The 23,811-nt window shown below is 68.2% G+C and carries 18 protein-coding genes; 11 read left to right on the top strand and 7 right to left on the bottom strand.

What is annotated here, in order from left to right:
• Positions 1-48 precede the first annotated feature (48 nt).
• Positions 49-477, bottom strand: a complete 429-nt coding sequence (locus tag EV653_RS20065) for an Lrp/AsnC family transcriptional regulator (RefSeq protein ID WP_238159909.1) — start codon at positions 475-477, stop codon at positions 49-51.
• 75 nt (positions 478-552) lie between these two features.
• Here EV653_RS20065 and EV653_RS20060 point away from each other — a divergent pair, with 75 nt between their 5' ends.
• The 3 genes from EV653_RS20060 (at position 553) to EV653_RS20050 (ending at position 3,288) form a co-directional block, all read left to right on the top strand.
• Positions 553-1,485, top strand: coding sequence for an SMP-30/gluconolactonase/LRE family protein (locus EV653_RS20060; RefSeq protein WP_134105267.1), 933 nt, complete (start codon positions 553-555; stop codon positions 1,483-1,485).
• Positions 1,486-1,518: 33 nt separating this feature from the next.
• Positions 1,519-2,448: an SMP-30/gluconolactonase/LRE family protein gene (locus tag EV653_RS20055; protein WP_134105266.1), complete on the top strand. Its 930-nt coding sequence runs from the start codon at positions 1,519-1,521 to the stop codon at positions 2,446-2,448.
• Between the two features lie 63 nt (positions 2,449-2,511).
• A complete protein-coding gene (locus EV653_RS20050; protein WP_134105265.1) occupies positions 2,512-3,288 on the top strand; it encodes a nucleotidyltransferase domain-containing protein in 777 nt (258 codons plus the stop codon).
• A gap of 8 nt (positions 3,289-3,296) precedes the next feature.
• On the opposite strand, the gene EV653_RS20045 is transcribed toward EV653_RS20050, so the two are convergent.
• The gene (locus tag EV653_RS20045; RefSeq protein ID WP_134105264.1) at positions 3,297-4,733 is read right to left on the bottom strand and encodes an Nramp family divalent metal transporter; all 1,437 of its coding nucleotides are present in this window, start codon (positions 4,731-4,733) and stop codon (positions 3,297-3,299) included.
• 94 nt (positions 4,734-4,827) lie between these two features.
• Here EV653_RS20045 and EV653_RS20040 point away from each other — a divergent pair, with 94 nt between their 5' ends.
• Complete coding sequence (locus EV653_RS20040) at positions 4,828-7,830, top strand: helix-turn-helix transcriptional regulator (RefSeq protein WP_134105263.1); 3,003 nt, start codon at positions 4,828-4,830, stop codon at positions 7,828-7,830.
• Here the strand turns inward: EV653_RS20040 and EV653_RS20035 are convergent.
• The 3 genes from EV653_RS20035 to EV653_RS42515 form a co-directional block, all read right to left on the bottom strand.
• A complete protein-coding gene (locus EV653_RS20035) occupies positions 7,817-8,257 on the bottom strand; it encodes a YdeI/OmpD-associated family protein (protein ID WP_134105262.1) in 441 nt (146 codons plus the stop codon). The genes EV653_RS20040 and EV653_RS20035 overlap by 14 nt on opposite strands.
• Positions 8,258-9,121: 864 nt before the next feature.
• Positions 9,122-9,721 (bottom strand): hypothetical protein, encoded by a 600-nt coding sequence (locus EV653_RS20030; RefSeq protein ID WP_134105261.1) that lies wholly within the window; start codon positions 9,719-9,721, stop codon positions 9,122-9,124.
• A gap of 202 nt (positions 9,722-9,923) precedes the next feature.
• Positions 9,924-10,046 (bottom strand): hypothetical protein, encoded by a 123-nt coding sequence (locus EV653_RS42515; RefSeq protein ID WP_255510859.1) that lies wholly within the window; start codon positions 10,044-10,046, stop codon positions 9,924-9,926.
• Between the two features lie 512 nt (positions 10,047-10,558).
• On the opposite strand from EV653_RS42515, the gene EV653_RS41240 reads away from it, so the two are divergent.
• Positions 10,559-10,705, top strand: a complete 147-nt coding sequence (locus EV653_RS41240; protein ID WP_166679498.1) for a hypothetical protein — start codon at positions 10,559-10,561, stop codon at positions 10,703-10,705.
• Positions 10,706-10,907: 202 nt separating this feature from the next.
• Here EV653_RS41240 and EV653_RS20025 read toward each other — a convergent pair whose 3' ends face one another.
• Together EV653_RS20025 and EV653_RS20020 are read right to left on the bottom strand one after the other, a co-directional pair.
• Positions 10,908-11,303 (bottom strand): hypothetical protein, encoded by a 396-nt coding sequence (locus EV653_RS20025; RefSeq protein WP_134105260.1) that lies wholly within the window; start codon positions 11,301-11,303, stop codon positions 10,908-10,910.
• Between the two features lie 741 nt (positions 11,304-12,044).
• Positions 12,045-14,183: an MMPL family transporter gene (locus EV653_RS20020; RefSeq protein ID WP_238159908.1), complete on the bottom strand. Its 2,139-nt coding sequence runs from the start codon at positions 14,181-14,183 to the stop codon at positions 12,045-12,047.
• Between the two features lie 147 nt (positions 14,184-14,330).
• Here EV653_RS20020 and EV653_RS20015 point away from each other — a divergent pair, with 147 nt between their 5' ends.
• From EV653_RS20015 to EV653_RS19990, 6 genes are read left to right on the top strand one after another with little or no spacing between them, the layout of a single operon-like run.
• Positions 14,331-15,707, top strand: coding sequence for an MFS transporter (locus EV653_RS20015; protein ID WP_134105258.1), 1,377 nt, complete (start codon positions 14,331-14,333; stop codon positions 15,705-15,707).
• Complete coding sequence (locus EV653_RS20010) at positions 15,704-17,806, top strand: molybdopterin oxidoreductase family protein (RefSeq protein WP_134105257.1); 2,103 nt, start codon at positions 15,704-15,706, stop codon at positions 17,804-17,806. Before EV653_RS20015 ends, EV653_RS20010 begins: the two co-directional genes overlap by 4 nt.
• The gene (gene nirB / locus EV653_RS20005) at positions 17,803-21,699 is read left to right on the top strand and encodes a nitrite reductase large subunit NirB (RefSeq protein ID WP_134105256.1); all 3,897 of its coding nucleotides are present in this window, start codon (positions 17,803-17,805) and stop codon (positions 21,697-21,699) included. The genes EV653_RS20010 and nirB overlap by 4 nt, the downstream gene beginning before the upstream one ends.
• A complete protein-coding gene (gene nirD / locus EV653_RS20000) occupies positions 21,696-22,013 on the top strand; it encodes a nitrite reductase small subunit NirD (RefSeq protein WP_134105255.1) in 318 nt (105 codons plus the stop codon). The genes nirB and nirD overlap by 4 nt, the downstream gene beginning before the upstream one ends.
• Positions 22,006-23,130: a uroporphyrinogen-III synthase gene (locus EV653_RS19995; protein ID WP_134105254.1), complete on the top strand. Its 1,125-nt coding sequence runs from the start codon at positions 22,006-22,008 to the stop codon at positions 23,128-23,130. The genes nirD and EV653_RS19995 overlap by 8 nt, the downstream gene beginning before the upstream one ends.
• Entirely contained in the window at positions 23,127-23,804 is a 678-nt protein-coding gene (locus EV653_RS19990; RefSeq protein ID WP_134105253.1) for a sirohydrochlorin chelatase, read from the top strand. Before EV653_RS19995 ends, EV653_RS19990 begins: the two co-directional genes overlap by 4 nt.
• Positions 23,805-23,811 lie beyond the last annotated feature (7 nt).

The raw sequence follows: 23,811 nt of genomic DNA, 5'->3' as shown, positions 1-23,811 counted from the left end.
TGGCCCGAGTCTAGGGTGAACCGGCCGTCGAAGGAGACAGGGTGTTCCTCACACAACGGCGGGTTGCCGCTCGAAGAACGACTCCAGTACGACGACGGTCTGCGTGCCGGTCACGCCGTCGACCTCGTGGAGCGCGCGCAGTGTGGCCTGCAGGTCCTCGGTGGTCGTCGTCCGGACCTTCACGAGCACCGACGCCGGCCCCGCGATGATGTGCGCCTCCTCGACCGCCGGGATGTCCAGCAACGCCTCGCGCGAATCGCCCATCCAGGCGTTTGCCTCGAGCAGGACGAACGCGAGTACGCCGCGGCCGAGCGCGGCCGGGTCGACGTCGATCGTCGTACGCCGGATCACGCCGGACGCCTTCAGCTTGCGCACCCGTTCGTGGGCCGACCCGGCCGACAACCCGGCGATCTCGCCGAGCGCCGCGTACGACTGCGCGGCATCCGCCTGGAGCGCGAGCAGAAGCTTGCGATCCACATCATCTATGGTCATCTGCATCCAAATCCATATCTCATTCTGTTCGAAGCGATGATAGCAGGATATGGTTCGGATATGACGATTGCACTCACCAACACCCTGCCGCGGATCCGCGCCGAGTTGGTGGTGCTCGACGAGCGTTTCGCCCGCATCGCCGGCGACGAGTACGTCGAGTGCCTGTACGACGGCGGCCGCTGGCTCGAAGGACCGGCGTACTCGCCGGCGTGGCGCTGCCTGATCTTCAGCGACATCCCGAATGACCGGATGCTGCGCTGGGACGAGGTCTCGGGACACGTCAGCGTGTTCCGCGAGCCATCCGGCTACGTCAACGGCAACACCATCGACCGCACCGGCCGCCTGATCAGCTGCTCACAGGGCGATCGCCAGGTCGTGCGGACGGAGTACGACGGCAGCCGCACCGTGCTCGCCTCGCACCTCGGCAGCAGCAGGCTCAACAGCCCGAACGACGTGGTCGAACACAGCGACGGCTCGATCTGGTTCACCGATCCGCCGTACGGGATCACCTCGAACTACGAGGGCCATGCGGCCGAGCAGGAGCTCGACGGGTGCCACGTCTACCGGATCGCGCCGGACGGCGTACTGACGGTCGTCGCGGACGACTTCACCCGCCCGAACGGGCTCGCGTTCACGCTGGACGAGCAGCAGTTGTACGTCGTCGACACGCCGGAGAAGCACATCCGGCGCTTCGACGTCGACGGCGAGAAGCTGATCGGCGGCGAGGTGTTCGCGCCCTGCGAGGCCGGGATGTTCGACGGGATCCGGGTGGACAGCGCCGGCCGGGTCTGGGCGGCGACGCACGAGGGCGTGCATTGCTTCGACCCGGACGGCACGCTGATCGGCAAACTGCTGCTACCGAATGTCGTGTCCAACCTGACCTTCGGCGGCCCCAAGGGCAACCGCCTGTTCATCACGGCGACAACGTCGGTCTGGTCCTGGCTGACAACCGCGCAAGGCGCTCAACTGGGGTTCGCGGATAGGCTCAGCTGAAAGCGTTTGCAGCCGAGTTCGTGAGGAGTCGTGATGACGGGAATTCTCGAGCCGTTGGCAGGGACCGCGCCGGCCGTCTGGGAGAAGCTCGACGACAGGTTCGCGGGGATCCGCGGAGACAACAAGCTCGAGCGGCTGTGGACCGGCGGTCGCTGGGTCGAGGGCCCGGTGTACTCCGCCGCGGGGCGGTACCTGCTCTGGAGCGACATCCCGAACGACCGCATCCTGCGCTGGGACGAGACGTCGTACCAGGTCTCCGTCTTCCGGCACCCGGCCGGCAACACCAACGGCCACACCCGCGACACCGAGGGCCGGCTCGTGAGCTGCGAGCACGGCAACCGGCGCGTGACGCGGACCGAACACCACGGCGGGATCACGGTGCTCGCGCACGAGTACGACGGGAAGCGGCTGAACAGCCCGAACGACGTCGTCGTGAAGCGTGACGGGTCGATCTGGTTCACGGATCCGGCGTACGGGATCGACAGCGACTACGAGGGTTACAAGGGCGAGATCGAGACCGGCGGGTGCCATGTGTACCGCGTCGGGACGGACGGCGTACTGACCCGTGTCGCGGACGACTTCAACCGGCCGAACGGGATCGCGTTCTCGCCGGACGAGTCGTTGCTCTACATCTCCGATTCGGAGGAGGGCACGCTCCGCGTCTTCACCGTCGACGGCGACAAGCTCTCCGGCGGCGAACTGTTCGCCGAGTGCGGCAACGGCATCTTCGACGGCTTCCGCCTCGACACGCAGGGCCGCATCTGGACCTCCGCCGCCGACGGCGTCCACATCTATCACCCCGACGGCACTCTCCTCGGCAAACTCCTCGTCCCCGAAACCGTCAGCAACCTCACCTGGGGCGGCCCCAAACGCAACCGCCTCTTCATCACCGCGACGACCTCCATCTACTCCCTCTTCACCACCGCCAACGGCGCCCCGGAGGCCTACGGCCCGCGGGTCTAATTCGGTCGCCCTCGTGGTGGGCGGTGGGTGATGATGGCCTGCTGACCTGATCGAGGAGGAACTGTGGAACTGGTCGGCGTGCCGGAGCACCTTCGGGGGCTTGCGGAGAGGGTGGTCGCGGAGGCTGCCGCCGATGCAAGGGTGCTCGCGGTGGTGGTCGGGGGATCGGTTGCCTCGGGCACCAGCGATGAGTATTCGGATCTGGATCTCGTGCTGGTGTGTACGGCGGAGGGGCAGCCGGGGTGCCTGGCCGAGGCGAAGGAGTTCGCCGGGCGGGTCGGGCCGCTGCTGTCGAGCTTCACCGGGGAACATGTTGGCGAGCCGCGGCTGCTGATCGCGCTGTTCGGGCCGCCGCTGGTACATGTCGACCTGAAGTTCGTGACGCCCGACGGCTATCGGAACCGGGTCGAGAACGGTCTGGTGCTGTGGCAGCGGGACGACACCGTCGACCGGGTGCTCGCGGAGTCGACGCCGTGCTGGCCACAGCCGGACGTGCAGTTGATCGAGGACCGGTTCTGGGTCTGGGTGCACTACACCGCCGTCAAGATCGCCCGGGGCGAGCTGTTCGAGGCGATCGAGGCGCTCGACATGATCCGCGGCGCCGCGATCGCGCCGTTGGCCGGGATCGGCCGGACCATGCGGCCGGCCGGCGTACGGCGGCTGGAAACGCTGGCGCCGGAGCTCGTGCCGGCGCTCCGTGAGACGGTCGCGACGGCCGATCGCGAGGATTGTCTGCGCGCTCTGAAGGCGTCGGTCGAGGTCTATCGCACGGTCCGCGAGCGCTCGCAGGTGGTACGCCGTACCGCAGCCGAGGAAGCCGTCGTGGCCTTCCTCGGCTGAGGGTCCGCCTACAGCTTCTTGACCTGGTCGATGATGGTGAAGACCGCCAGGAAGCCGAATGCCAGGAACGAGAAGGCCAGTACGACGGCTCGCCAGGTGGTGATCCGGATCGCGTGCGGGAGGGCGCGCGAGTTCATCCACCAGAGCAGGCCGGAGTACACGAACATCATCGTGCCGGCGGTGCAGGCGGAGATGACCAGCAGGACCAGCGGCTGCGTCAGTCCGGCCAGGAGGACGATGATGCCGAAGGCAACGAGTCCCCAGACCAGCCAGAAGTAGAGCTTGGACTCGGTGATCTTCGACTCGCGCAGGTAGCGGGACTTGATCATGTCCGACGACAGGCGTGACGTGTAGTCGACGATGCCGGCCGCGGCGGCGAACAGCGAGAACGCGCCGATCGCCCAGAACAGGTACCCGAACCAGCCGCCGACGAGTGTCTGCAGCGTCGTACCCTCGATCTTCAGGAAGCCGATGTTGTTCTTGACGTCCGGGTTCCCGAACAGGGTGGCGTGGGCGAGCATCGACGTGAACGCGATCGTGATCACGGTGATCGCGACGAACGTCGCGGCCTGCTCGATGTTCGCGAACTTCCACCAGCGCTTCCAGCGGGCCAGGTTCGCGTCGTCGGGTGTGAACGTGTACCCGTTGGCGGTCGGATCCGCCTCGGTCTCACCCGTCACCGGTGACGTCAGCCGCGGCACGTGCGCGCCTTGGCCGAAACCCTTGTCCCGGATCCAGTTGCTCTGGACAAGGTTCTGGCCGCCGCCCGCACCGGCGTACGCGATCGCACCCATCACGAGCGCGAACCCGAGCTGGTCGGCCGGGAACTGCGGGTGCGTGACCGCGTCACCGAGAGCGCTGTACGTCTTCCCACGGATCGCGAACACCAGCGCCAGGATCACGAGCAGCGCGACCGCGGCGATCTTCACCGCGATCAGCCGCTCCAGCATCACGTAGACGACCGGCGCGAACGTCAGGATCGCGCCGATCAGCAACAGCATCCCGATCGCGATCCAGCGCGGATCGCCGGCGCCGAACAGGTAGGTGAGCATGCTCGCCGAGCTCGTCGCCCAGCCGGGCCAGAGGTTCGCGAAGTACGTCATGATCGCGAAGAACAGGCCCCAGTGTTTCCCGTACCGGTTGAAGCCGGTCAACGCTGTCTCACCAGTTGCCAGCGTGTACCGCTCGATCTCCATGTTCAGGAACCACTGGACCACCACGCCGACGACGGCGCCCCAGAGGAACACCAGGCCGACCTGGCTGGAGATGTACGGCCAGAGGATGAACTCACCCGAGGCCAGTCCCACGCCGGCGCCGACCATGCCGGGGCCGATGATCTTCCAGGTCTTCGTGGGCGGCTCGGGAAGGTCGCGAACTTGCGGTGCGGGCAGATTCTTGGTCGGTAGTGCGAATCGTCCGTGGTCAGTCGATGTGGTGTCTGCCATCAGGCTCCTCACTCTCCTCGACCCCCTGACCGGGAGGGTAACGAATACTGTCGACATCGGCGACCCGACACAACCGGATGGCAGACTGACCGGCATGGGTGGGGTGACTGTTCTTGCCGCGTCGTACGCCGGCGCCGCCAGCGCGCCTGCCTACGCACGCCTGGCCGGGCTGGCTGCCGAGCTGCCGGGCGAGCTGCTCGTACGCCGGGACGCCAGCTGGCCCGTTCTCGCGTACGACGAACCCGCCGACGCAATCGCTGCGGCTGCAGAGCTTCGCGAGGCGGCATCGCTGGTGCCGGCGGGGGAGCTGCTCCGGATCGCTCTGCACACCGCGCCGACGACCGCGCCGGCCGTCCGGCATGCGGAGCAACTGCTGGCGATCGCCAATCCGGGTCAGACGTTGCTCACGGCAACGACAGCTGTGGGTGTCGTCGGCGTTGCCGATCTCGGCGTACATCGGTTGCAGGATCTCGGTTCGCCGGAGCGCATCCTCGAGCTGACTTCGACGACTCAGCCGTTGCGCTCGCTGGACCAGGTGCCCAACAACCTGCCGGTGATGTTCACCAGCTTCGTTGGCCGGCAGACCCAGGTCGCCGCATTGCGAACGCAACTCTCCGGCAGCCGGCTCGTCACCCTCACCGGCCCAGGCGGCAGCGGCAAGACCCGGTTGGCTGCGCAGACCGCAGCCCAATTGGCCGAGCGCTGGCCGGACGGGGTCTGGTGGGTCGATCTTTCTGCGATCACCGAGGCCGGGCAGATCCCGGAGGCCGTCGCTGCCGCGATCGGGCTGCTCGTGGAGTCGGGGGACCGCCTTCTGCTTGGTCAACTGCGGACCAAGCGCGCGCTGATCTGCCTGGACAACTGCGAGCAGATCATCGACGGGGTAGCGGAGTTCGTCCTCGCGCTGCACACCGGGTGCCCGGAGATTTCCGTACTCGCGACCAGCCGTGAGCCGCTCGACCTGCCGGGCGAGGCGATCTGGCGAGTGCCTGCGCTTGCCCCGGATGAGGCGCGAGAGCTGTTCGTCGAGCGGGCCGGCTCGGAGTTTCCTGAGTCGGAGCAGGCCATCCGTTCCATCTGCCTTCGGCTCGACGGCATCCCGTTGGCACTCGAACTGGCCGCTGCTCGGGTACGCACGTTGACGCCTTCGCAGATCGCAGCCGGCCTGGACGATCGGTTCGGCTTGCTGACGAAGAACGTGCGAGGGGTTGCGGCCCGGCAGCAGACTCTCGCCGCCTCGATCGGCTGGAGTTACGACCTGCTTTCTCCGGACGAGCGGCAAGTGTTCCGGAAGTTGGCAGTCTTCGCGGGCGGTTTCACGCTGGACGCAGCGGCGGCGGTGTGCGACGTCGTACTCGAGGATTTTGCGCGGCTTGTCGACAAATCGCTCGTCGTGGCGGAGGGCGGGCGGTATCGCCTGCTCGAGACGATCCGCGAGTACGCCGCGGCGCGCTTGGCGGAGGCCGGCGAGACCGAGGAGACTCGCTCGCGTCACCTCACGCACTACCTGACCGCGGCTGAGGACGCAGAGCCCTTGCTGGACGTGGATCGCGAGGCCTGGCGGGCACGGATCGAGCCTGATCGAGAGAACTACCGGGCGGCTCTCGAGTACGGGCTGTCGACGGACCACGATCGCGGCCGTCGGCTGGCGGCCGCGCTGCGCTGGTTGTGGAACCTGCAGGCGACGGGCAACGAGGGCATCGGATACCTGCGCCGAGCGATCGAGCTCGCGCCGGATGACCGGTCGTTGCTTCAGGCCCGTTTGCTCTACGGCTATGCGACGGTCGCTGACACGGTCGATCCGTTCGGGTACGACGCGGCGGGTCGTGGGCTCGCGATCGCTACCGAACTGGGTGACAACCGGTTGCGGTCGCTCTTCCTGGCGCTGGTGGCTGTCGGCGAGTTCTTCACGGACTTCCAGAAGGCATGGGATCTGACGGCTGAGGGTTTGCAGCTGGCGGGGGACAACGAGTCGGCGCGCAACGCGAACATCGCCTTGCAGTGCGTCCTGCTTTCCTTGTGGGACAGGCATGACGAACTGCGGCCGCTGCTCGACCTGGCCGCTGACGGCCTGATCGCCAGCGGCGAACGCGGGATTGCGTCGACGGTGTTGACCGTGTGGTCCGAGAGCCTGATGTCGACGGGCGAACCTTTGAAGGCCGTCGAGATCGGCGAGCGCGCTCTGGCCGCGGCCGAACCGCTGGCTGATTTCCACCGGGTGGGAACCGCTCGAGGGCAGATGGCGACGCTGCTGGTGCGGACCGGTCGGCTGGACGAGGCACGTTCGCTGATGCAGCCGCTGCTCGATTTGGCGGAGACCGCGGGCGCCGTCGTACCGAATCTCGGGCAGGTGATGGGGCTGATCTCTTACTGGAGTGGTGAGTACGACGCTGCTGTGGAGTGGGTTGCCCGTGAGACCGCGGCGGACGGTCCGTTGGCGGAGACGTTCGTACCCGCCATGCTGCTGCCATCGGTTGCGGCCGCTCGGCGTGCCGGCGGGCATGATGCGTCGGAGCTGCTCGAGCGAGCCGTCGTACTGGCTCGTCGGTACAACTTGCCGCGGATCCTTGCGGATGCGCTCGACCAGCTCGGTCGTGTCGCTATCACTGCACAGCCGGAGAAGGCGGCGGATCTGTTGCATCAGGCGTTGACGATCCGGGTGGATCACGGGCTGCGCACGTACATCATCGACAGCCTGGAATCCCTTGCCCTCTTGGCAAACCACACCAACCGCGCCGCTGATGCCGCCCGCTTGGCCACCGCTGCAGCCGCGACCCGCACGGCTTTCGGCCTGGCCACGCCGCCCGATCACCCCGATTTGCCGACCTCCTCCGGCGAGGCGCCCCTGTCATTGGACGACGCCGTTGCCTATGCCCGCCGTACTCGGGGAGCTCGTGGCCGCCCGTCCTCCGGCTGGGCCAGCCTCACGCCGACGGAGCAGCAGGTCGTCGACCTAGCCGTCGAAGGGCTTAGCAACCCCGAGATCGGCGAGCGTCTGTTCATGAGTCGTGGCACGGTCAAGACCCATCTGGCCCATGTCTACGCCAAACTCGGCGTCTCCAACCGAACCGAACTTGCCTCGCTCAAGAAGACCTGAGCATCTCCAACGCCTTACCGATCCGCCGCTCGCGCGTCTCGGCCTTCTTGGCGTCGAGGATCGCCTGCACATGCTCCCGCCGATGGCTGTACGCCAGCCTGTCGAACGCCTCCCACAACCCAGCCTTCTTTAACGCCGCCGCGAGGTCCTCAGGCACGTCAACCGTCCGCTCAGCCGTGTCCCGCTCCACCGTCACCCTCACGGCGTCCCCGTCACCCTTCCCCAGCTCGGCCCGGATGCCTTTGAGAATCCCAAGCGCCATGCACCCACCCATGGACGCGATCGATCCCCGATACTCAACGCCGTCGAACGTGGCCCGCACCGGAATCCGCCCGCCCCCACCAAGGGCCCCAACCACCTCCGCCGGTACCTCAACCCAGGCCCCACCGCCCTCGTTGACCACAATCCGCCCCTCGAACGTCTCCATGCGTTCCACGTTAATACGAACGACAGCGGGCGATCGCGACGAGAACTCACCCAGCTCTGGAGACATCCGATCCCATGCGTGCGACCCCGGCTGCGACTGCGGCCGCCATGTCGTTCGACGTGCCGGCGCACGACGCGGAGACCTAGGCGACCGACCGCAAGCGATCCCTTCGAAGAGATCGCTCAATCGTCGCTACCTGATTAGCGAGCTGACGAGGAGGTAGCGCGGCGGCGGAGGACGGTGAGTGGTTGAGCGGTAGGTGAGGCAACGGATCGGACGACGGCCCCCGGTTGTGCGGTGGGTGGGGCGATGGCTTCTGGTTGTACGGCGGGTGCGGGCGGTGCGTGGTCGGCAGGGCGATGGTGACTGGTTGTGTGGTGGATGGGAGGACAGAGGCTGGTGCGTGATGGGTGAGACGACTGTGTCTGGGTCGCGTGGTGGGTAGGACGACGACGTCTGGCTGCACCGTGGGCGGACGACGGCGCCTGGGGTGCGCGGTGGGTGGAGGTCGGCGCCCGGGTGCACCGTTCTCGGCTGCGGCAGTACCGTCGACCTGCCCGGCTGGGGGTGGTGGCGTTCGGTGGGGTGGTGGTGCACTTCGGGCGGCGGCACAACGGCTCGCGATCGCCTCGACGCAGCGGGCGTTCGTGTCGGCGTACCCTCCGGCCCGCCGTTGCCGGTCCGGAGTTCACGCCGGAGCAGGCGGCCTGGCTGCGCACGTTCTACAAGTTGCTTGACGACGCCGACTCGGGTCTGGTCATGCTCGATCCGCGCGAGTCGTCGTACCCGGGAACGGCGCGAGATCACTCATTGCGCCGCGCCGTACCGGGGTGCCGGCCTCGCTCAGACTCGGTCGTCTCCAGATCAGCTGGCCGGTGGGGAGTTGGGCAGGCGGTGGGTTCCGGTGGGGTCGACGTGGAAGGTGAAGCCGTGGGGTGTGGTCCATTCCAGGGTTTTGGTGTTGACGCGGCGGACGGTCCAGCCGCGGGCGTGCGTCTTTACCCGGTGGCCGAAGCGGCTGAGCGGGGCGAGGTTGCGGGTGTTGGTTTGGCCGGTGGGGCCGTGGGGGTTGTAGGACTGGATGTGGTCGAGGTCGATGGTGTGGTGGGTTTCGCGGGTGCCGTAGGGGAAGAGTTCGACGGGGTAGGTGAGGCGTATGCGTTCGCGGATGCGGGTGGGGACTTCGTAGGCGTCGGCGCTGATGGCGTTGTTGAGGTCGATGATGGGTTTGACGGTGTAGGGCGCGTGGCCGATGAGTTCGGTGAGTTGGTCGGCGAGGAGTGGGCCGATGCCCTCGGCGCGGAGGACGCCGGTGCCGGTGGCCAGGGTGAGGTCGGTGAGGTGGACGTAGACCTCGGTCTGTCCCGGGCGCACCTGTCCGCTGGCGCTGGTGGGGTTGGTGTGGGCGTCGTGTTTGATCTGTGCGAGGCGTGCGTCGAGTGCCCGCCGGTCGGCACCGTCCATCGGTACGCCGTGGTCGGGTTCGGTCCGTGGCCCGGGTACGTAGCCCATCGGCCGAGTGTCGAATGGATCGCTCGGCGGATCGGGATCATATGGCCCGACATCGTCGTCCGGCGGAGCTTCCCGCAGTTCGATGGGATCAGCCAGGTTGGCATCAACGGCCCGCCGGCGTTCGTACGCCGAGCTTGCCGGGTCGGCCGTGGTGTCATTGCGGGTCGGGTGTGCTGACGTGCACGGTGAGTCGCTCGTGCGGTTGCGTGGGCCGCCGTACGGCGGGCTTGCCGGGTGCGCCGTCGAACCAGCGCGCGCCGGGTCTGCCGATGTGCACGGTGTGTCGTTCGAGCGGTCGCGTGGGCCGAGCGGGTTGCGACCCGGCGCCATATCGCGGGGGCGGACGCACTGGAGCCTGTCGCGGTATCGCGTGGGGTGGGCGCGTTGGGGCCGGTCGCGGTGTCGCGTGGGCTGGATGCGTTGTGGCCTGTCGCGGTATCGCGTGGGCTGGACGCATTGCGGCCTGTCGCCGTCTCGCGTGGGCCGGATGCGCTGGGGCCCGTCGTCGTGTCGCGGGGGGTGGGCGCGCTGTGGCCTGTCGCGGGGGATCGTGTGCCGGCGGCTGATTGCGAGGCTGCTTTCACGCGGCGCGGGCCAGGGGCTGCTTCGGAGGTTGTCGTGTTCGCCGGCGGTCGGGCGGGGCTTGAAGCCGAGCCTGTGGTGTGGGCGGGGGAGGCGGCGGTGGTCGTGGACTTGGCTGCGGACGTCGTTGTGGACGTCGTTGTGGACGGGTTTGCGGACGTGGTTGTGGGGGTGGGGTGGTTGCGGGCTTGGTTGAGGAGTTCTTGGGTGAAGCGGGGGTCGGCGATGATGCCGATGGCGTCGGCGCGGCGGTGCTGTACTTGGCGGGTGTCGCCGAAGGTCTTGAGGGCCTCGGCGATCGCGGCGATGGTCGCGTCGTGGCGGATCACCGCGCCGGCCGGGGCCTTGGCGTAGATGGTTTTGTTGCCGTGGTGGTCGCTGCGGCCGACGAAGACACCGCGCTCTTGGGCGGCCTCGGCGGCCTCGTCGCGGGCCAGGTCGGGGTCGGCGTGGAGTTTGGCGGCGCGGATGATCTTGTCCAGGCGGTACGGCGTGATGGAGTCGATCAGGGGTGCGACGCGACGATCGACGTACCGGGCGGCGTCTTCGGACAGTTTCAGGCACTGCGTGGCGAGTTGGCGGGCTTTCCAGGGGTGGCGTCGCCAGCGAGTACGCGGGCCCAGGTGAACGGGAACCGGTGCCGCAAGGCCAACGCTTCGCCGAGGAACTGGCGTGCCACCATCGGCGAGATCGCGAGCATGACGCCGAATTCGGCGATGGCGAACTCGGCGATCTCCGGGCAGCCGTCGCCGCCCAGTACCACGGCGCGCTCGCGTCCGTCAGCCGACCGGCGACCAGGCCGGATGCCGCAGACCGATGGGTGGAACCGGTCGGCGTAGATCTGGGCGTGCTCGAGCAGTCGCGCGTCGGCCCGGTTGGCGATCGCGCGGTGCTCGGCGGCCGACTCCAGCAGGTCGGCCGTGGAGAGCTCACTCAGATCAGTGTCGAACATGTGTTCGATTCTAGCTGTTCGACGCTCCGCGGCCAAATCGAACCAGCCGCGAAAGCCGTTATTTACAACGCGAATGCGGGTACGCCGGTCGCGGTCCCCGGCTGGTCGATACAGTCGCAGTGTGTCGGCTCCTTGATGGGAGTCGCTGTAGCGGCTGAAGCAGAGTCTGCCCACTATCGGTACGGGATGACCATGCGGCTTCACGCCGCAAGCGGCTGGCGAAGCGCATCCCCGCTATCGGCGACCGCTGCGTCGTCAGCGACTACCGCGGGTACCAGATGGTTCGTCGTGTCGAAATTTACAACGCGAATGCGGGTGCGTCGGTCGCGGTCCCGGGCTGGTCGATCCAGTCGCAGGGTGTCGGCTATTTGATGGGAGTCGCTGTAACGGCTGGAGCAGGGTCTGCCCACTGTCGGTACGGGATGACCATGCGGCTTCGCGCCACAAGCGGCTGGCGAAGCGCCGCCCCGCCTATCGGCAACCGCTGCGTCGTTAGCGACTACCGCGGGTACCAGATGGTCGTCGTGTCGAAGGATGCTGCTGTGGCGGCAGAGGTGTCGTGCTCGACTCAGGGCAGGACAACGTCGTGAAGAGCGCCGCCAGTCTGGGAAGTGCGCCGACGTCACGGCGTTGTCGACGTACGTCAGAGACGACGATCTGCAGACCGTGACCGAGACCCTGCGTACGTTGATGAACTGATGACCGGGCAAGCATGCTCCGGCTGGTCAGCGGAGCCGGCCGCTACTCCGAATCTTCCTTTGTTTCTTTGGATAGTTTGCTGGGCCACCAGACTCGGGGGCCTATGTCGTGGGCCAGGGAGGGGACGAGGAGGGAGCGGACGACAGTGGTGTCGAGGAGGACGCCGAAGGCGACCATGAAGGCTATTTGGGCCAGGAAGAGGATGGGGAGGACGGCGAGGGCGGAGAAGGTGGCGGCCAGGACTACGCCGGCGGAGGTGATGACGCCGCCCGTGACGGCCAGGCCGACGAGGATGCCCGGTCTGGTGCCGTGTTCCTGGGATTCCTCGCGGACGCGGGTCATCAGGAAGATCGAGTAGTCGATGCCTAGGGCAACTAGGAAGACGAAGGCGTAGAGCGGGATACCGGGATCCGCGCCGGGGAACCCGAAGACGTGGTTGAACATCAGTGCGCTGACGCCGAGCGTCGCGCCGAAGGAGAGCACGTTCGCGATCACCAGCAGTACGGCGGCCACGAGCGATCGCAGCAGCAGCATCAGTACGACGAAGATCACCGCGAGGATGGTCGGGATGATGACGCGAAGATCCCGCTGCGCGGCGTCCAGTACGTCGAGGTTGATCGCGGTGTTGCCGCCCACCAGGATGTCCGGACTGACCGCGTCGAGCGAGGACCGCAGATGCTTCACGACCTGCGTCGCCTCGGGTGAGTCGGCCGGCACCTTGAGCGTGGCCTGGACCAGCACCTTGCCGTCGACGACCTTCGGCGGTACGCCGGGAGCGACTGAAGCGGATGCCGCGCCGATACCGTCGACCTTCAACGCGGTCGCAACCACCTGGTCCGCCTGCGCGACCGGGGTCAGGATCTGCACCGGCGTACCGGCGCCCGCGTCGAAGTGCTTGGCCAACTCCTTCTGCCCGGTAACCGACTCGACCGTGTTGAGGAACAGGTCCTCCTGCGAGGTCCCGCTCGCCTTGAACGTCGGGAGGAACGCCGCACACGCGAGCAAGGCGAGCGCGCTGATCACCCAGACCCGGCGGGAGTGCCGCCCGACGAGCCCGGAGATCCGGCCCCAGAGGCGCTTGCCGCCGACCTGGTCGCGGGAGTGGACGTGGTCGACGCGCGGGATCGACGGCCAGAAGATCCGCCGGCCGAACGCGAGCAGGATCGCGGGCAGGAACGTCATCGCCGCGACGAACGCGCCGGCGATCCCGAACGCGCCGACGGGGCCGAGACCCTTCGTGCTGCCGAGCTGGGAAAGCAGCAGGCACAGCAGACCGAGGATGACCGTCGCCGCGCTGGCCGCGATCGGCTCGATCGACGCTCGCCAGGCGACCCGCATCGCCTCGAACTTGCTCTCGTAGTCGTGCAACTCCTCCTTGTAACGAGAGACGAGTAGCAGCGAGTAGTCGGTCGAGGCTCCGACGACCAGGATGAACAGGATGCCCTGGCTCTGACCGTTCAGCTGGAGTACGCCGTTCTTCGCCAGGGGGTACACCACCAGCGCGGCCAGCGCGAGGCCGAAGACCGCGGTCAGCAGGACCGCGATCGGCAGGATCGGACTGCGGTAGACGATCAGCAGGATCACGAACACGACCGCGAGCGCGACCCCGAGCAGGATCCCGTCGATCCCGCTGAACGCGACCACGAAGTCCGCGAATACCCCGCCGGGGCCGGTCACGTACACCTGCAGGCCAGTCGGTGTGAGGTTCTGCTTGATGTCGGTCCGCAGCGTGTCGGCGACCGCGAACAGCACGGTGGTGCCCTGCTTGACCACCTCGTCGGCGCGGTCGCCGTCCGTCTGGACGGTGATCAGGAGCGCCTTGTGATCCTCCGACGGGATCGGAGCGGCAACCGGAGCAGTCAGATAGGAACCCAGCTTCTTGCCGTTACCGATATCCAGCGAAGGGATCCGCGCGATGAACGCCTTGGCCGCGTCCAGGTCCGCCGCGGTGATCCCCGATTCACGCTCGATCAGGACGAAGTACGGCAGCGCCTTGGAGTCGACGAACTTCGCCGACTCGTTGGCCACCAACGTCGACTCGGCCTGCTTCGGCAGGAAGTTCGCGTTGTCGTTCTGCTGGACCTCACTCAGCTTTCCGACCGCCGGTCCGCCCAGGGCGCCCAGCACCAGCCAGCCGATCAGTACTGCGGCAATCGCCGCTCGCCACGTCCACCGGTTCACGTCGGCACAGTACCCGCGATCTCTCACCACCCCGCAGTGGGTGTGCGGGAGCCGTTTCGGCGGCGTAACAACAAGATGACTACGCGGAAACACCCCGGTCATAACGTCCAGGCCTAATCGATGAGGTCGGATGATCGGAGACTTGCGATGACGCTCGAGGCAGGACCGAAGACCGTCACCACCAGGGACGCCCACGGCACCGTGGGCACCGTGGGGACCGTCGAGGCGCCGCGGCGCGGACGCTGGATCGACGTCTGGGATCCCGAGGACGCCATGTTCTGGGCCGGGAAGGGCCGTGCGATCGCGCGGCGCAACCTGTGGCCCTCGATCTTCGCCGAGTTCCTCGGCTTCTCCGTCTGGCAGCTGTGGAGCATCGTCGTCGTGTCGATGCCTAGGGCCGGATTCAGTTACGACACCAACCAGCTGTTCTGGCTGGTCGCGCTGCCGAGTCTGGTCGGCGCGACGCTGCGGTTGCCGTACACGTTCGCCGTACCGCGGTTCGGCGGGCGGAACTGGACGGTGTTCTCGGCGCTGCTCCTGCTGATCCCGACCGCGGGGCTGTCCTACTTCATGACCCGGCCGGACACACCGTTCTGGCTGATGGCGTTGGTCGCGGCGACCGCGGGTGTCGGCGGCGGCAACTTCGCCAGCAGCATGACCAACATCTCGTTCTTCTACCCCGAGAAGGAGAAGGGCTTCGCGCTCGGCATCAACGCGGCCGGCGGCAACCTCGGCGTCGCCGTCGTCCAGCTCCTGGTGCCGATCGTGATCGTCGCCGGCGCGGGGCTGTCGCTGAACCGGGCCGGGCTGATGTGGCTGCCGCTGATCGTGCTGGCCGCGTTCTGGGCGTGGAAGGTGATGGCCAACCTCTCGGTGGCGAACTCCTCGTTCCGTACGTCGATCGCCGCGGCGAAGCGGCCGCACACCTGGGTGATCTCGTTCCTGTACATCGGCACGTTCGGGTCGTTCATCGGCTTCGGGGCGGCGTTCCCGCTGCTGATCAAGACCACGTTCCCGGACATCACGCCGGCGCACTTCGCGTTCCTCGGCGCGCTGGTCGGGTCGGTGGCGCGGCCGTTCGGCGGCAAGCTGGCCGACCGGATCGGCGGCGCGTGGATCACGGTCTGCTCGTTCGTGGTGATGGGGCTCGGCATCCTGGCGGCGATCGTGTCGGTGAAGTCCGGCAGCTTCGCGGCGTTCCTGATCAGCTTCCTCGTCCTGTTCGTGGCGAGCGGCGCGGCCAACGGGTCGACGTACCGGATGATCCCGGCCGTGTTCCGGCTGACGACGCCGGGCGACCCGGGCCGGGCGCGGCGTGAGGCGGCGGCCTGTATCGGGATCGCGTCGGCGGTCGGTGCGTACGGCGGGTTCCTGGTGCCGCGCGGGTTCGCGATGTCGACGAGTCACTTCGGCTCGCTGATCCCGGCGCTGTACGTGTTCTGCGGGTTCTACGTGCTGTGCCTGGCGGTGACGTACTTCTGCTACCTCCGCAAGGGCGGACCGCTCAGCCAGGAGCGCGTGTGAGCTCTGTCCTTACTCACTGTCCGTACTGCGCTCTGCAGTGCGCCACCACGCTGCACCCGGTCGCGCGACCGGGTGCCGTGGAGGTGCGCCCCGCCGGCCGAGGCGGGCTGTGCCGCAAGGGCTGGACGGCTCCCGACGTACTCACGGTGCCGGATCGGCTCACCACGCCGCTGATCCGCAACGCCGCGGGCGAACTGGTGGAGACGAGCTGGGACACCGCGCTGGATTTCGTTGCCTCACGCATCCAGTCGCTGCAGGACACGCACGGCCGGGACGCGGTGGCGGTGTTCGGCGGCGGCGGGCTGACGAACGAGAAGGCATACGCGCTGGGGAAGTTCGCGCGGGTGGCGTTGAAGACGGCGAATGTGGACTACAACGGCCGGTTCTGTATGTCGTCGGCGGCAGCCGCGACGAACCGGGCGTTCGGGATCGACCGGGGGCTGCCGTTCCCGCTGGCGGATCTGGGCGGTGCCGGCGCGATCCTGCTGGTCGGCAGCAACATCGCGGAGACGATGCCGCCGGCGGTCGCACAGCTGCAAGGGGCGAGGGACGCGGGTGGGCTTCTGGTCGTCGACCCGCGCCTCTCGGCCACCGCCGGACTCACCGCGGACGACGGCGGCATCCACCTGCAAGCCACACCTGGCACGGACCTCGCCTTGGTGCTCGCTCTGACACACGTGGTGCTGCAGGAAGGCCTTGCGGACACGGCCTACTTGGCCGAGCGGGTCGACGATCCGGACCTGCTGATTCGCTCCACGGCGTCGTGGTGGCCGGAGCGGGCTGAGCGGGTGACTGGTGTGCCTGCCGCGACGATCCGCCGGGCCGCGCGGGTGCTGGCAGCGGCGGCTCCGGTTCATGGTGGCGCGGGTGCGTTCATCCTGACCGGGCGCGGGGCCGAGCAGCACAGCAAAGGCACTGACACGGTGACTGCTTGTATCAACCTCGCGCTGGCGCTCGGGCTTCCTGGGCGGTTGGGAAGCGGGTACGGGTGCATCACGGGGCAGGGGAACGGGCAGGGCGGTCGCGAGCACGGGCAGAAGGCGGATCAGCTCCCTGGTTATCGGAGCATCTCCGACCCGGCGGCTCGTGCGCACCTGATGCGGGTCTGGGGTGTGGAGGACCTGCCCGGCCCCGGGAAGAGCGCGGTTGAACTGATCAACTCGCTCGGGCAACCGGACGGGCCCAAGGCCTTGATGGTTCACGGGAGCAACTTGCTGGTGTCGGCGCCGAACCTCGCCTCCGTGCGCGAGCGGCTCGCTTCACTAGAGCTATTGGTCGTGACGGACGTAGTCCCGTCCGAGACCGCGCTGCTGGCGGATGTGGTGTTTCCGGTGACGCAGTGGGCCGAAGAGGACGGCACGATGACGTCGCTCGAGGGACGGGTACTGCGGCGGCGTACCGCCGTAGCGCCTCCTGGTGAAGTGCGGAGCGATCTCGCGGTTTTCGCCGGTTTGGCCGAAAGGCTCGGTAGTAAAGGGTTTTCGACCGATCCGGCTGAGGTCTTCGAGGAGCTTCGGCGGGCGAGTGCCGGTGGGCGGGCCGACTATTCGGGGATCACGTGGGAGCGGTTGGACGCGGGCGAGGAGTTGTTCTGGCCGGTGCCACACGAAGGGCATCCTGGTACGCCGCGATTGTTCGCGGACGGGTTCCCCACGCCGGACGGGCGGGCGCGGGTGGTGGCTGTCGATCATCGGCCGGTGGCGGATGATCTCAACGCGGAATCTCCGCTGTACTTGGTGACTGGGCGCCTGTTGCAGCACTACCAGAGCGGCGCGCAGACGCGGCGTGTGCCGGAGTTGGCTGAGGCGGAGCCGGAGGTGTTCGCGGAGCTTCATCCGCGGGTGGCAGCGCAGCTGGGGATCGGCGACGGGCGGCCGGTGCGGTTGCGTACGGCGCGCGGGTCGATGGTGTTGCCGGCGCGCGTGACGACCGACGTACGGCCGGACACGGTGTTCGTGCCGTTCCATTTCGGTGGGGTCGAGGCTGTCAACGAGCTGACCAACGATGTGCTCGATCCGGTGTCGGGGATGCCCGAGTTCAAGGCGTGTGCCGTCGAAGTCACCGCCGCCGTTCTACCGGTGACGGGAGTGTCGGCATGAAGGTTGTGATCATCGGCGGCGGCATGGCCGGGCGCCGGTTGGCCGAGCTGTTGCCGTCGTACGACGTGACGGTGCTAGGCGACGAGCCGTCGTACAACCGGAGCAGGCTGACCGAGTACGTCGCCGGCCGCGCTGAGCCGCTGATGGGCGATGAACCGATGGCTACCGCCGTGGCGGCGGACCGGGACCGCCGCGTGGTGCGCGATGCCACTGGGCGCGAATGGGGTTACGACCGACTGGTGTTCGCGACCGGGGCAGTGCCGACGGTCCCTGGTGAGGTTGTCGCAGCGGATGGAGTGCAGACGCTGCGGTCGGTGGATGATGCGCGGGCAGTCGTGGAGGCGGCGGGCTCGGTGAGGCGGGCGGTTGTACTCGGTGGTGGTGTGCTTGGCGTCGAGACTGCTTGTGCGCTGCGGGAGCGCGGGGTTGCCGTGACGCTGGTGCACGACGGGCAAACGCTGTTGGACAAGACGATCCGGGCGTCTGCTGGGCGGCGGGTCACGCGGGCAGTGCGGGATTTGGGTGTCGAAGTACTGCTCAACACCACGCTCGACGGGACCGACATTCGGGACGGGCGCTTCCGGGCGTTGAAGTTGCGCAGTGGGCGGCAGGTATTCGGCGACTTGCTCGTGGTCGCGTGCGGCGTGCAACCGCGGACCGAGCTGGCTACGGGGCTTACAGTCCGCACCGGCATTGTCGTCGACCACACGCTCACGAGCCCCGACGACCCAAGCATTCACGCAATCGGTGACTGCGCCGAGGTCGAAGGCCGCCTGACCGGCACGGTCGCGTCCGCGTGGTCGCACGCCGAAGCCCTGTCCCGGCGCTTCTCGGGAGAGACGACGGAGCTGCCCGACTACGAGGTCGTGCGGCTGACCGCGGGTGGGCTTGACGTGCTTGTGCTAGGCGACAAGGACGAGACCGGCGAGGTTGTGCGGCTGGAGGACGGCAGCAGGTATGTGCGGGCCGTCCTGCGGGACGGCGTCGTGCGTTCGGCGGTGGTGGTGGGGGCGCCTGAGGTGGCGGCGGAACTGGTACTGCTGGCGGATCGGGGGACGCCGGTTGTTGCGGAGGGGTTGCTCACGGCAACCGAAGTACCGACCAAGAGGGTGCCGGCGGTCTGTCGGTGCAACGGGGTTACCAGGGCCGCGATCGAGGCGGCCTGGCATGGAGGTGCCGACAGTGTCGACGGCATCGCCGCCACGACGCGGGCGACGACCGGGTGCGGGAGTTGCACCGGCGCCGTCGGCGAACTGCTCGACCGCTTCCGGCGCGGCGAGACCGAACCAGTCCCGAGCAGGAGGGCGACGATGGCAGAGCTGAAGAAGGCCAAGCACGTTGTGGTGGTAGGCGGCGGCATGGTCGCGCACCGGCTGGTCGAGGCGCTGCGGCAACGCGACACCGACATCACCTATCGCATCACGGTGTTCGCCGAGGAGCCACGGCTCCCGTACGACCGGGTCGCGCTGACCAGCTACTTCTCCGGCCGCGACCCGCAAGACCTGTCCCTCGGCGACCCTGACCTGTGGGACGACCCGGCGGTGAACCTTCGCAAGGGCGTCCGGATCACCTCGATCGACACGACGGCGAAGACCGTGACGACGGCGCGCGGCGAGGAGGTCGGGTACGACGAACTGGTCCTGGCGACCGGGTCCGCGGCGTTCATCCCGCCCGTGAAGAACAACGACGCGCAAGGCTGCTTCGTCTACCGGACCATCGACGACGTCGCCGCACTGCGCGTGTACGTCGAACGCCTGAAGTCGGAAGGCAAGAAGGTCAACGGTGTCGTCGTCGGCGGCGGTCTGCTCGGCCTGGAGGCGGCCGGTGCACTGCGGGCGCTGGATGCGGCGACGAAGGTCGTCGAGTTCGCGCCGCGGCTGATGCCGTTGCAGGTCGACGAGGGCGGCGGTTCCGCGCTGTCGCGGTTGATCGAGGGGCTCGACGTCGAAGTACTGACGGCAACTCAGTGCCAGCGCGTCAAGCTCACCCCGCAAGGTGCGGCGCGGGCGATGGCCGTTGCTGACGGCCCCGACCTGCCGGCTGACGTCGTGGTGTTCGCGACCGGTGTCCGTCCGCGCGATGAGCTCGGTCGCGAGGCCGGTCTGGAGATCGGCGAGCGCGGCGGCGTCGTCGTGGACGAGGCCTGCCGTACGTCGGTGCCCGGCGTGTGGGCGATCGGCGAAGTAGCTTGTATCGAAGGCCGCGTGTGGGGATTGATTGCCCCCGGCTACACCATGGCCGAGATCGTTGCCGACCGCCTACTAGGTGGCGAGGCAACGTTCCCCGGCGCGGACACGTCGACCAAACTGAAGCTACTCGGCGTCGACGTCGCGAGCTTCGGCGATGCGTTCGGCGCGACCGAGGGCGCACTCGACATCGTGTACGCCGATCCGGTGGCCGGCGTCTACAAGAAGCTCGTGCTGTCCGACGACGCGCGGACGCTGCTCGGCGGCATCCTGGTCGGCGACGCCTCGGCGTACTCCGGACTGCGCCCGATGGTCGGCCGCGAGCTCGGTGCGGACCCGGCCGCGTTCCTGCTGCCGGAAGGTGCCGCGCCGGTCCAGCTCGAGCTACCGGACGACGCGCCGGTGTGCTCGTGCAACAACGTGTCGGCGGGGACGATCCGGTGCGCCGTACGCGATGAAGGCTGCGGCGACATCAAGTCGGTCTGCGGGAGGACCAAGGCGGGAACCAGCTGTGGTTCGTGCCTGCCGGTTGTGAAGAACCTGCTCAACGCCGAGCTCACCAAGGCCGGTGTCGAGGTCAGCAAGGCGCTGTGCGAGCACTTCGCGCTGAGCCGGGCGGAGCTGTTCGACGTCGTCCGGATCACCGAGCTGCGGACGTTCAGCGAGATCGTCGAGCGGCACGGGACCGGGCGCGGCTGCGACATCTGCAAGCCCGTGGTGGCGTCGATCTTGGCGAGCCTCGACCCGGCCGGCCACGTCCTCGAGGGCGAGCGCGCGACGCTGCAGGACACCAACGACCACGTGATGGCCAACATGCAGAAGGACGGCACGTACTCCGTCGTACCGCGCATCCCCGGCGGTGAGATCACGCCGGAGGGTCTGATCACGATCGGCGAGGTGGCGCGCGACTTCGGGCTGTACACGAAGATCACCGGCGGGCAGCGTGTCGATCTGTTCGGCGCACGCATCGAGCAGTTGCCGGCGATCTGGAAGCGGCTGGTCGACGCCGGGTTCGAGTCAGGGCATGCGTACGGCAAGGCGCTGCGGACGGTGAAGTCGTGCGTCGGATCCACCTGGTGCCGGTACGGCGTACAGGACTCTGTCGGCATGGCGATCGCGCTGGAGTTGCGGTACCGCGGGCTGCGGTCGCCGCACAAGCTCAAGCTCGGCGTGTCCGGATGCGCGCGCGAATGCGCCGAAGCCCGCGGCAAGGACGTCGGCGTGATCGCGACCGAGAAGGGCTGGAACGTGTACGTCGGCGGCAACGGCGGGATGACGCCCCGGCATGCGGAGCTGCTCGCGTCCGATCTCAGCGATGAGGAGCTGTTCCAAGCGATCGACCGGTTCCTCATGTACTACATCCGCACCGGCGACCGGCTGCAGCGTACGGCGGTGTGGATCCGGGAGCTCGAGGGTGGACTCGACCATGTCCGCGACGTCGTACTCAACGACAGCCTCGGTATCGCCGCCGATCTCGACGCGGCGATGGCTCGCCATGTCGACTCGTACGTCGACGAGTGGCAGGCGACGCTGAACGACCCGCAGAAGCTGGCCCGGTTCGTGTCGTTCGTGAACGCGCCGGATCAGCCCGACGCCGACCTGCGCTACGTCGTCGAGCGCAGTCAGCCGCGCCCGGCCAGCCCGGCCGAACGCGGGCAGCTCGAGCCGGTCCTGCTGGCCGGCCCCCGATTGGAGGTACGCCGATGATGGTCTGTGAGTACGACGTCCTGCTGCCGGAGCGTGGTGTCGCCGCCCTGCTCGGGGATGTGCAGATCGCGTTGTTCCGCACTCACGACGGCGAAGTGTTTGCCCTGGGCAACCAGGACCCGTTCAGCGGGGCGAACGTGATGTCGCGCGGCATCGTCGGCAGCCGGGGCGACGTACCGACGGTGGCGTCGCCGATGTTCAAGCAGGTCTTCTCGCTACGCACGGGCGAGTGCCTGGACGACCCGGACGTCTCGCTGCCGGTGTATCCGGTCGAGGTCGTCGACGGTCAGGTCGTGGTGGGCAACGGTGGCTAGGCAGGGGCCGCTCAGCGGTTGCACGATCGCGATCACCGCGCATCGGCGTGCCGAGGATCTGATCGCGTCGTTCGAGCGGCGCGGCGCGAAGGTGCTGCATGCGCCGACGCTGCAGATCGTGCCGGTCGCGGACGACCACACGCTGATCGAGGCCACCCGGCGGGTGATCGCGAACCCGCCGGACGATGTCGTGGTCACCACCGCGGTCGGGTTCCGCGGCTGGGTCGAGGCGGCCGACACCGCGGGGCTGGCCGCTGATCTGCTGAGCACGTTGGAGCAGTCGAGGATCCTCGCCCGCGGCCCGAAGGCGCGCGGCGCGATCCGGGCAGCCGGGCTGGTCGAGCACTGGTCGGCGCGGTCGGAGACGACGGCCGAGGTGGTGGAGTGGTTACGGACCCAGGGCGTGCACGGCCGGAAGATCGTCGTACAACTGCACGGTCTGTCGGATCCCGCGTTGCAGGATGCCTTGCGTACGGCGGGAGCGTCGGTGCGCGGGCTGGAGGTGTATCGGTGGGGACCGGCGCCTGATCCGGTTGTCGTCGAGCGGATGATCTCGCAGATTTGTGCGGGCACCGTGGATGCCGTCGTTCACACGTCGGCGCCGGGTGCGCAGGCCATGCTTGACGCGGCGGCGCTGACCGGGCAGTACGACGCGTTGGTGGCGACGCTGCGGACAGGGCGCGTGCTGAACGCGTGCGTCGGACCGGTGACTGCGGGGCCCTTTGTGGCGTTGGGGCTGGAGCCGCTGGTGCCGGATCGGTTCCGGCTGGGTGCGTTGATCCGGATCGTGACCGATCGGCTGACCGACGACAACGCGCGGTCCATCGAGACGGCGTTCGGGCAGTTGGTGATCCGCGGCGGCGCGGCGGTGCTGGACGGCGTCGTACTCCCGCTCGGTCCTGGGCCTCGTGCAGTGCTGGCTGCTCTCGTTGCCGCGGGCGGTGATGTGGTGTCCCGGCCGGAGTTGCTCGCGGTGTTGCCGGGTGCCGAGGACGTCCATGCCGTGGAGGTCACCGTCAACCGCCTCCGCACGGCCGTCGGTCGCCCCGAATTGGTCCGCACAGTGGTCCGCCGTGGTTACCGGCTCGCCGTCGAGCCGGCGGGGGTGCCTTCATGACCGATCTGGTTGCCGTTGCCCACGGTACGGCGGATCCGCGCGGGATCCGGGTGGTGCACGACCTCGTGCGCGAGATGGCGCGGCAGCGGCCGGACGTCCCGATCTCGCTCGGATTCGTGGATCTCAACCTTCCGGCGCTACCCGAGCTGATGCGCCGAGTGGTTGCTGATAGCAACGAGGCCGTCGTGGTGCCGTTGTTGCTCAGCTCCGGCTACCACGTGTACGTCGACGTCGCGGCCGAGGTGGAGCGCTATCCGGGACAGGTGCACGCGGCGGAGGCGCTCGGGCCCGATCCCGTCCTCGCCGAGATCCTGGCCGATCGGCTCGGCGATCTGTCCCGCATCGACCACGTCGTACTGGCCGCGGCCGGCTCCTCCGACGCCCGCGCGTTGCTCGACTGCGAGGAGACCGCCGCGCTGTTGTCCCGCCGCATCGATCGACCGGTGCGAGTCGGCTACCTCTCCGGCGCCGGCGAACGCCTCCCAGCCGTCCTCGCCCGGACGCCGGGCCGAGTCGCGGTCGCGACGTACCTCCTGGCACCCGGCTTCTTCGAGGGCCTCGTCCGACGGCACGCCCGGGGCCATCTCGTCAGCGCGCCGCTTGGCGCCGACCCACGCCTGGCGGCGCTCGCCCTCCGCCGCTTCACCCACAGCGCGGCCTGCTTGCCTGTCTGATGCTGCG

Origin of the sequence: Kribbella pratensis (assembly GCF_004365355.1) — a bacterium.
Classification (GTDB): Bacteria; Actinomycetota; Actinomycetes; order Propionibacteriales; family Kribbellaceae; genus Kribbella.
Note: the sequence above shows the minus strand (reverse complement) of the source record. Positions and strands in the feature narration are given on the sequence as shown.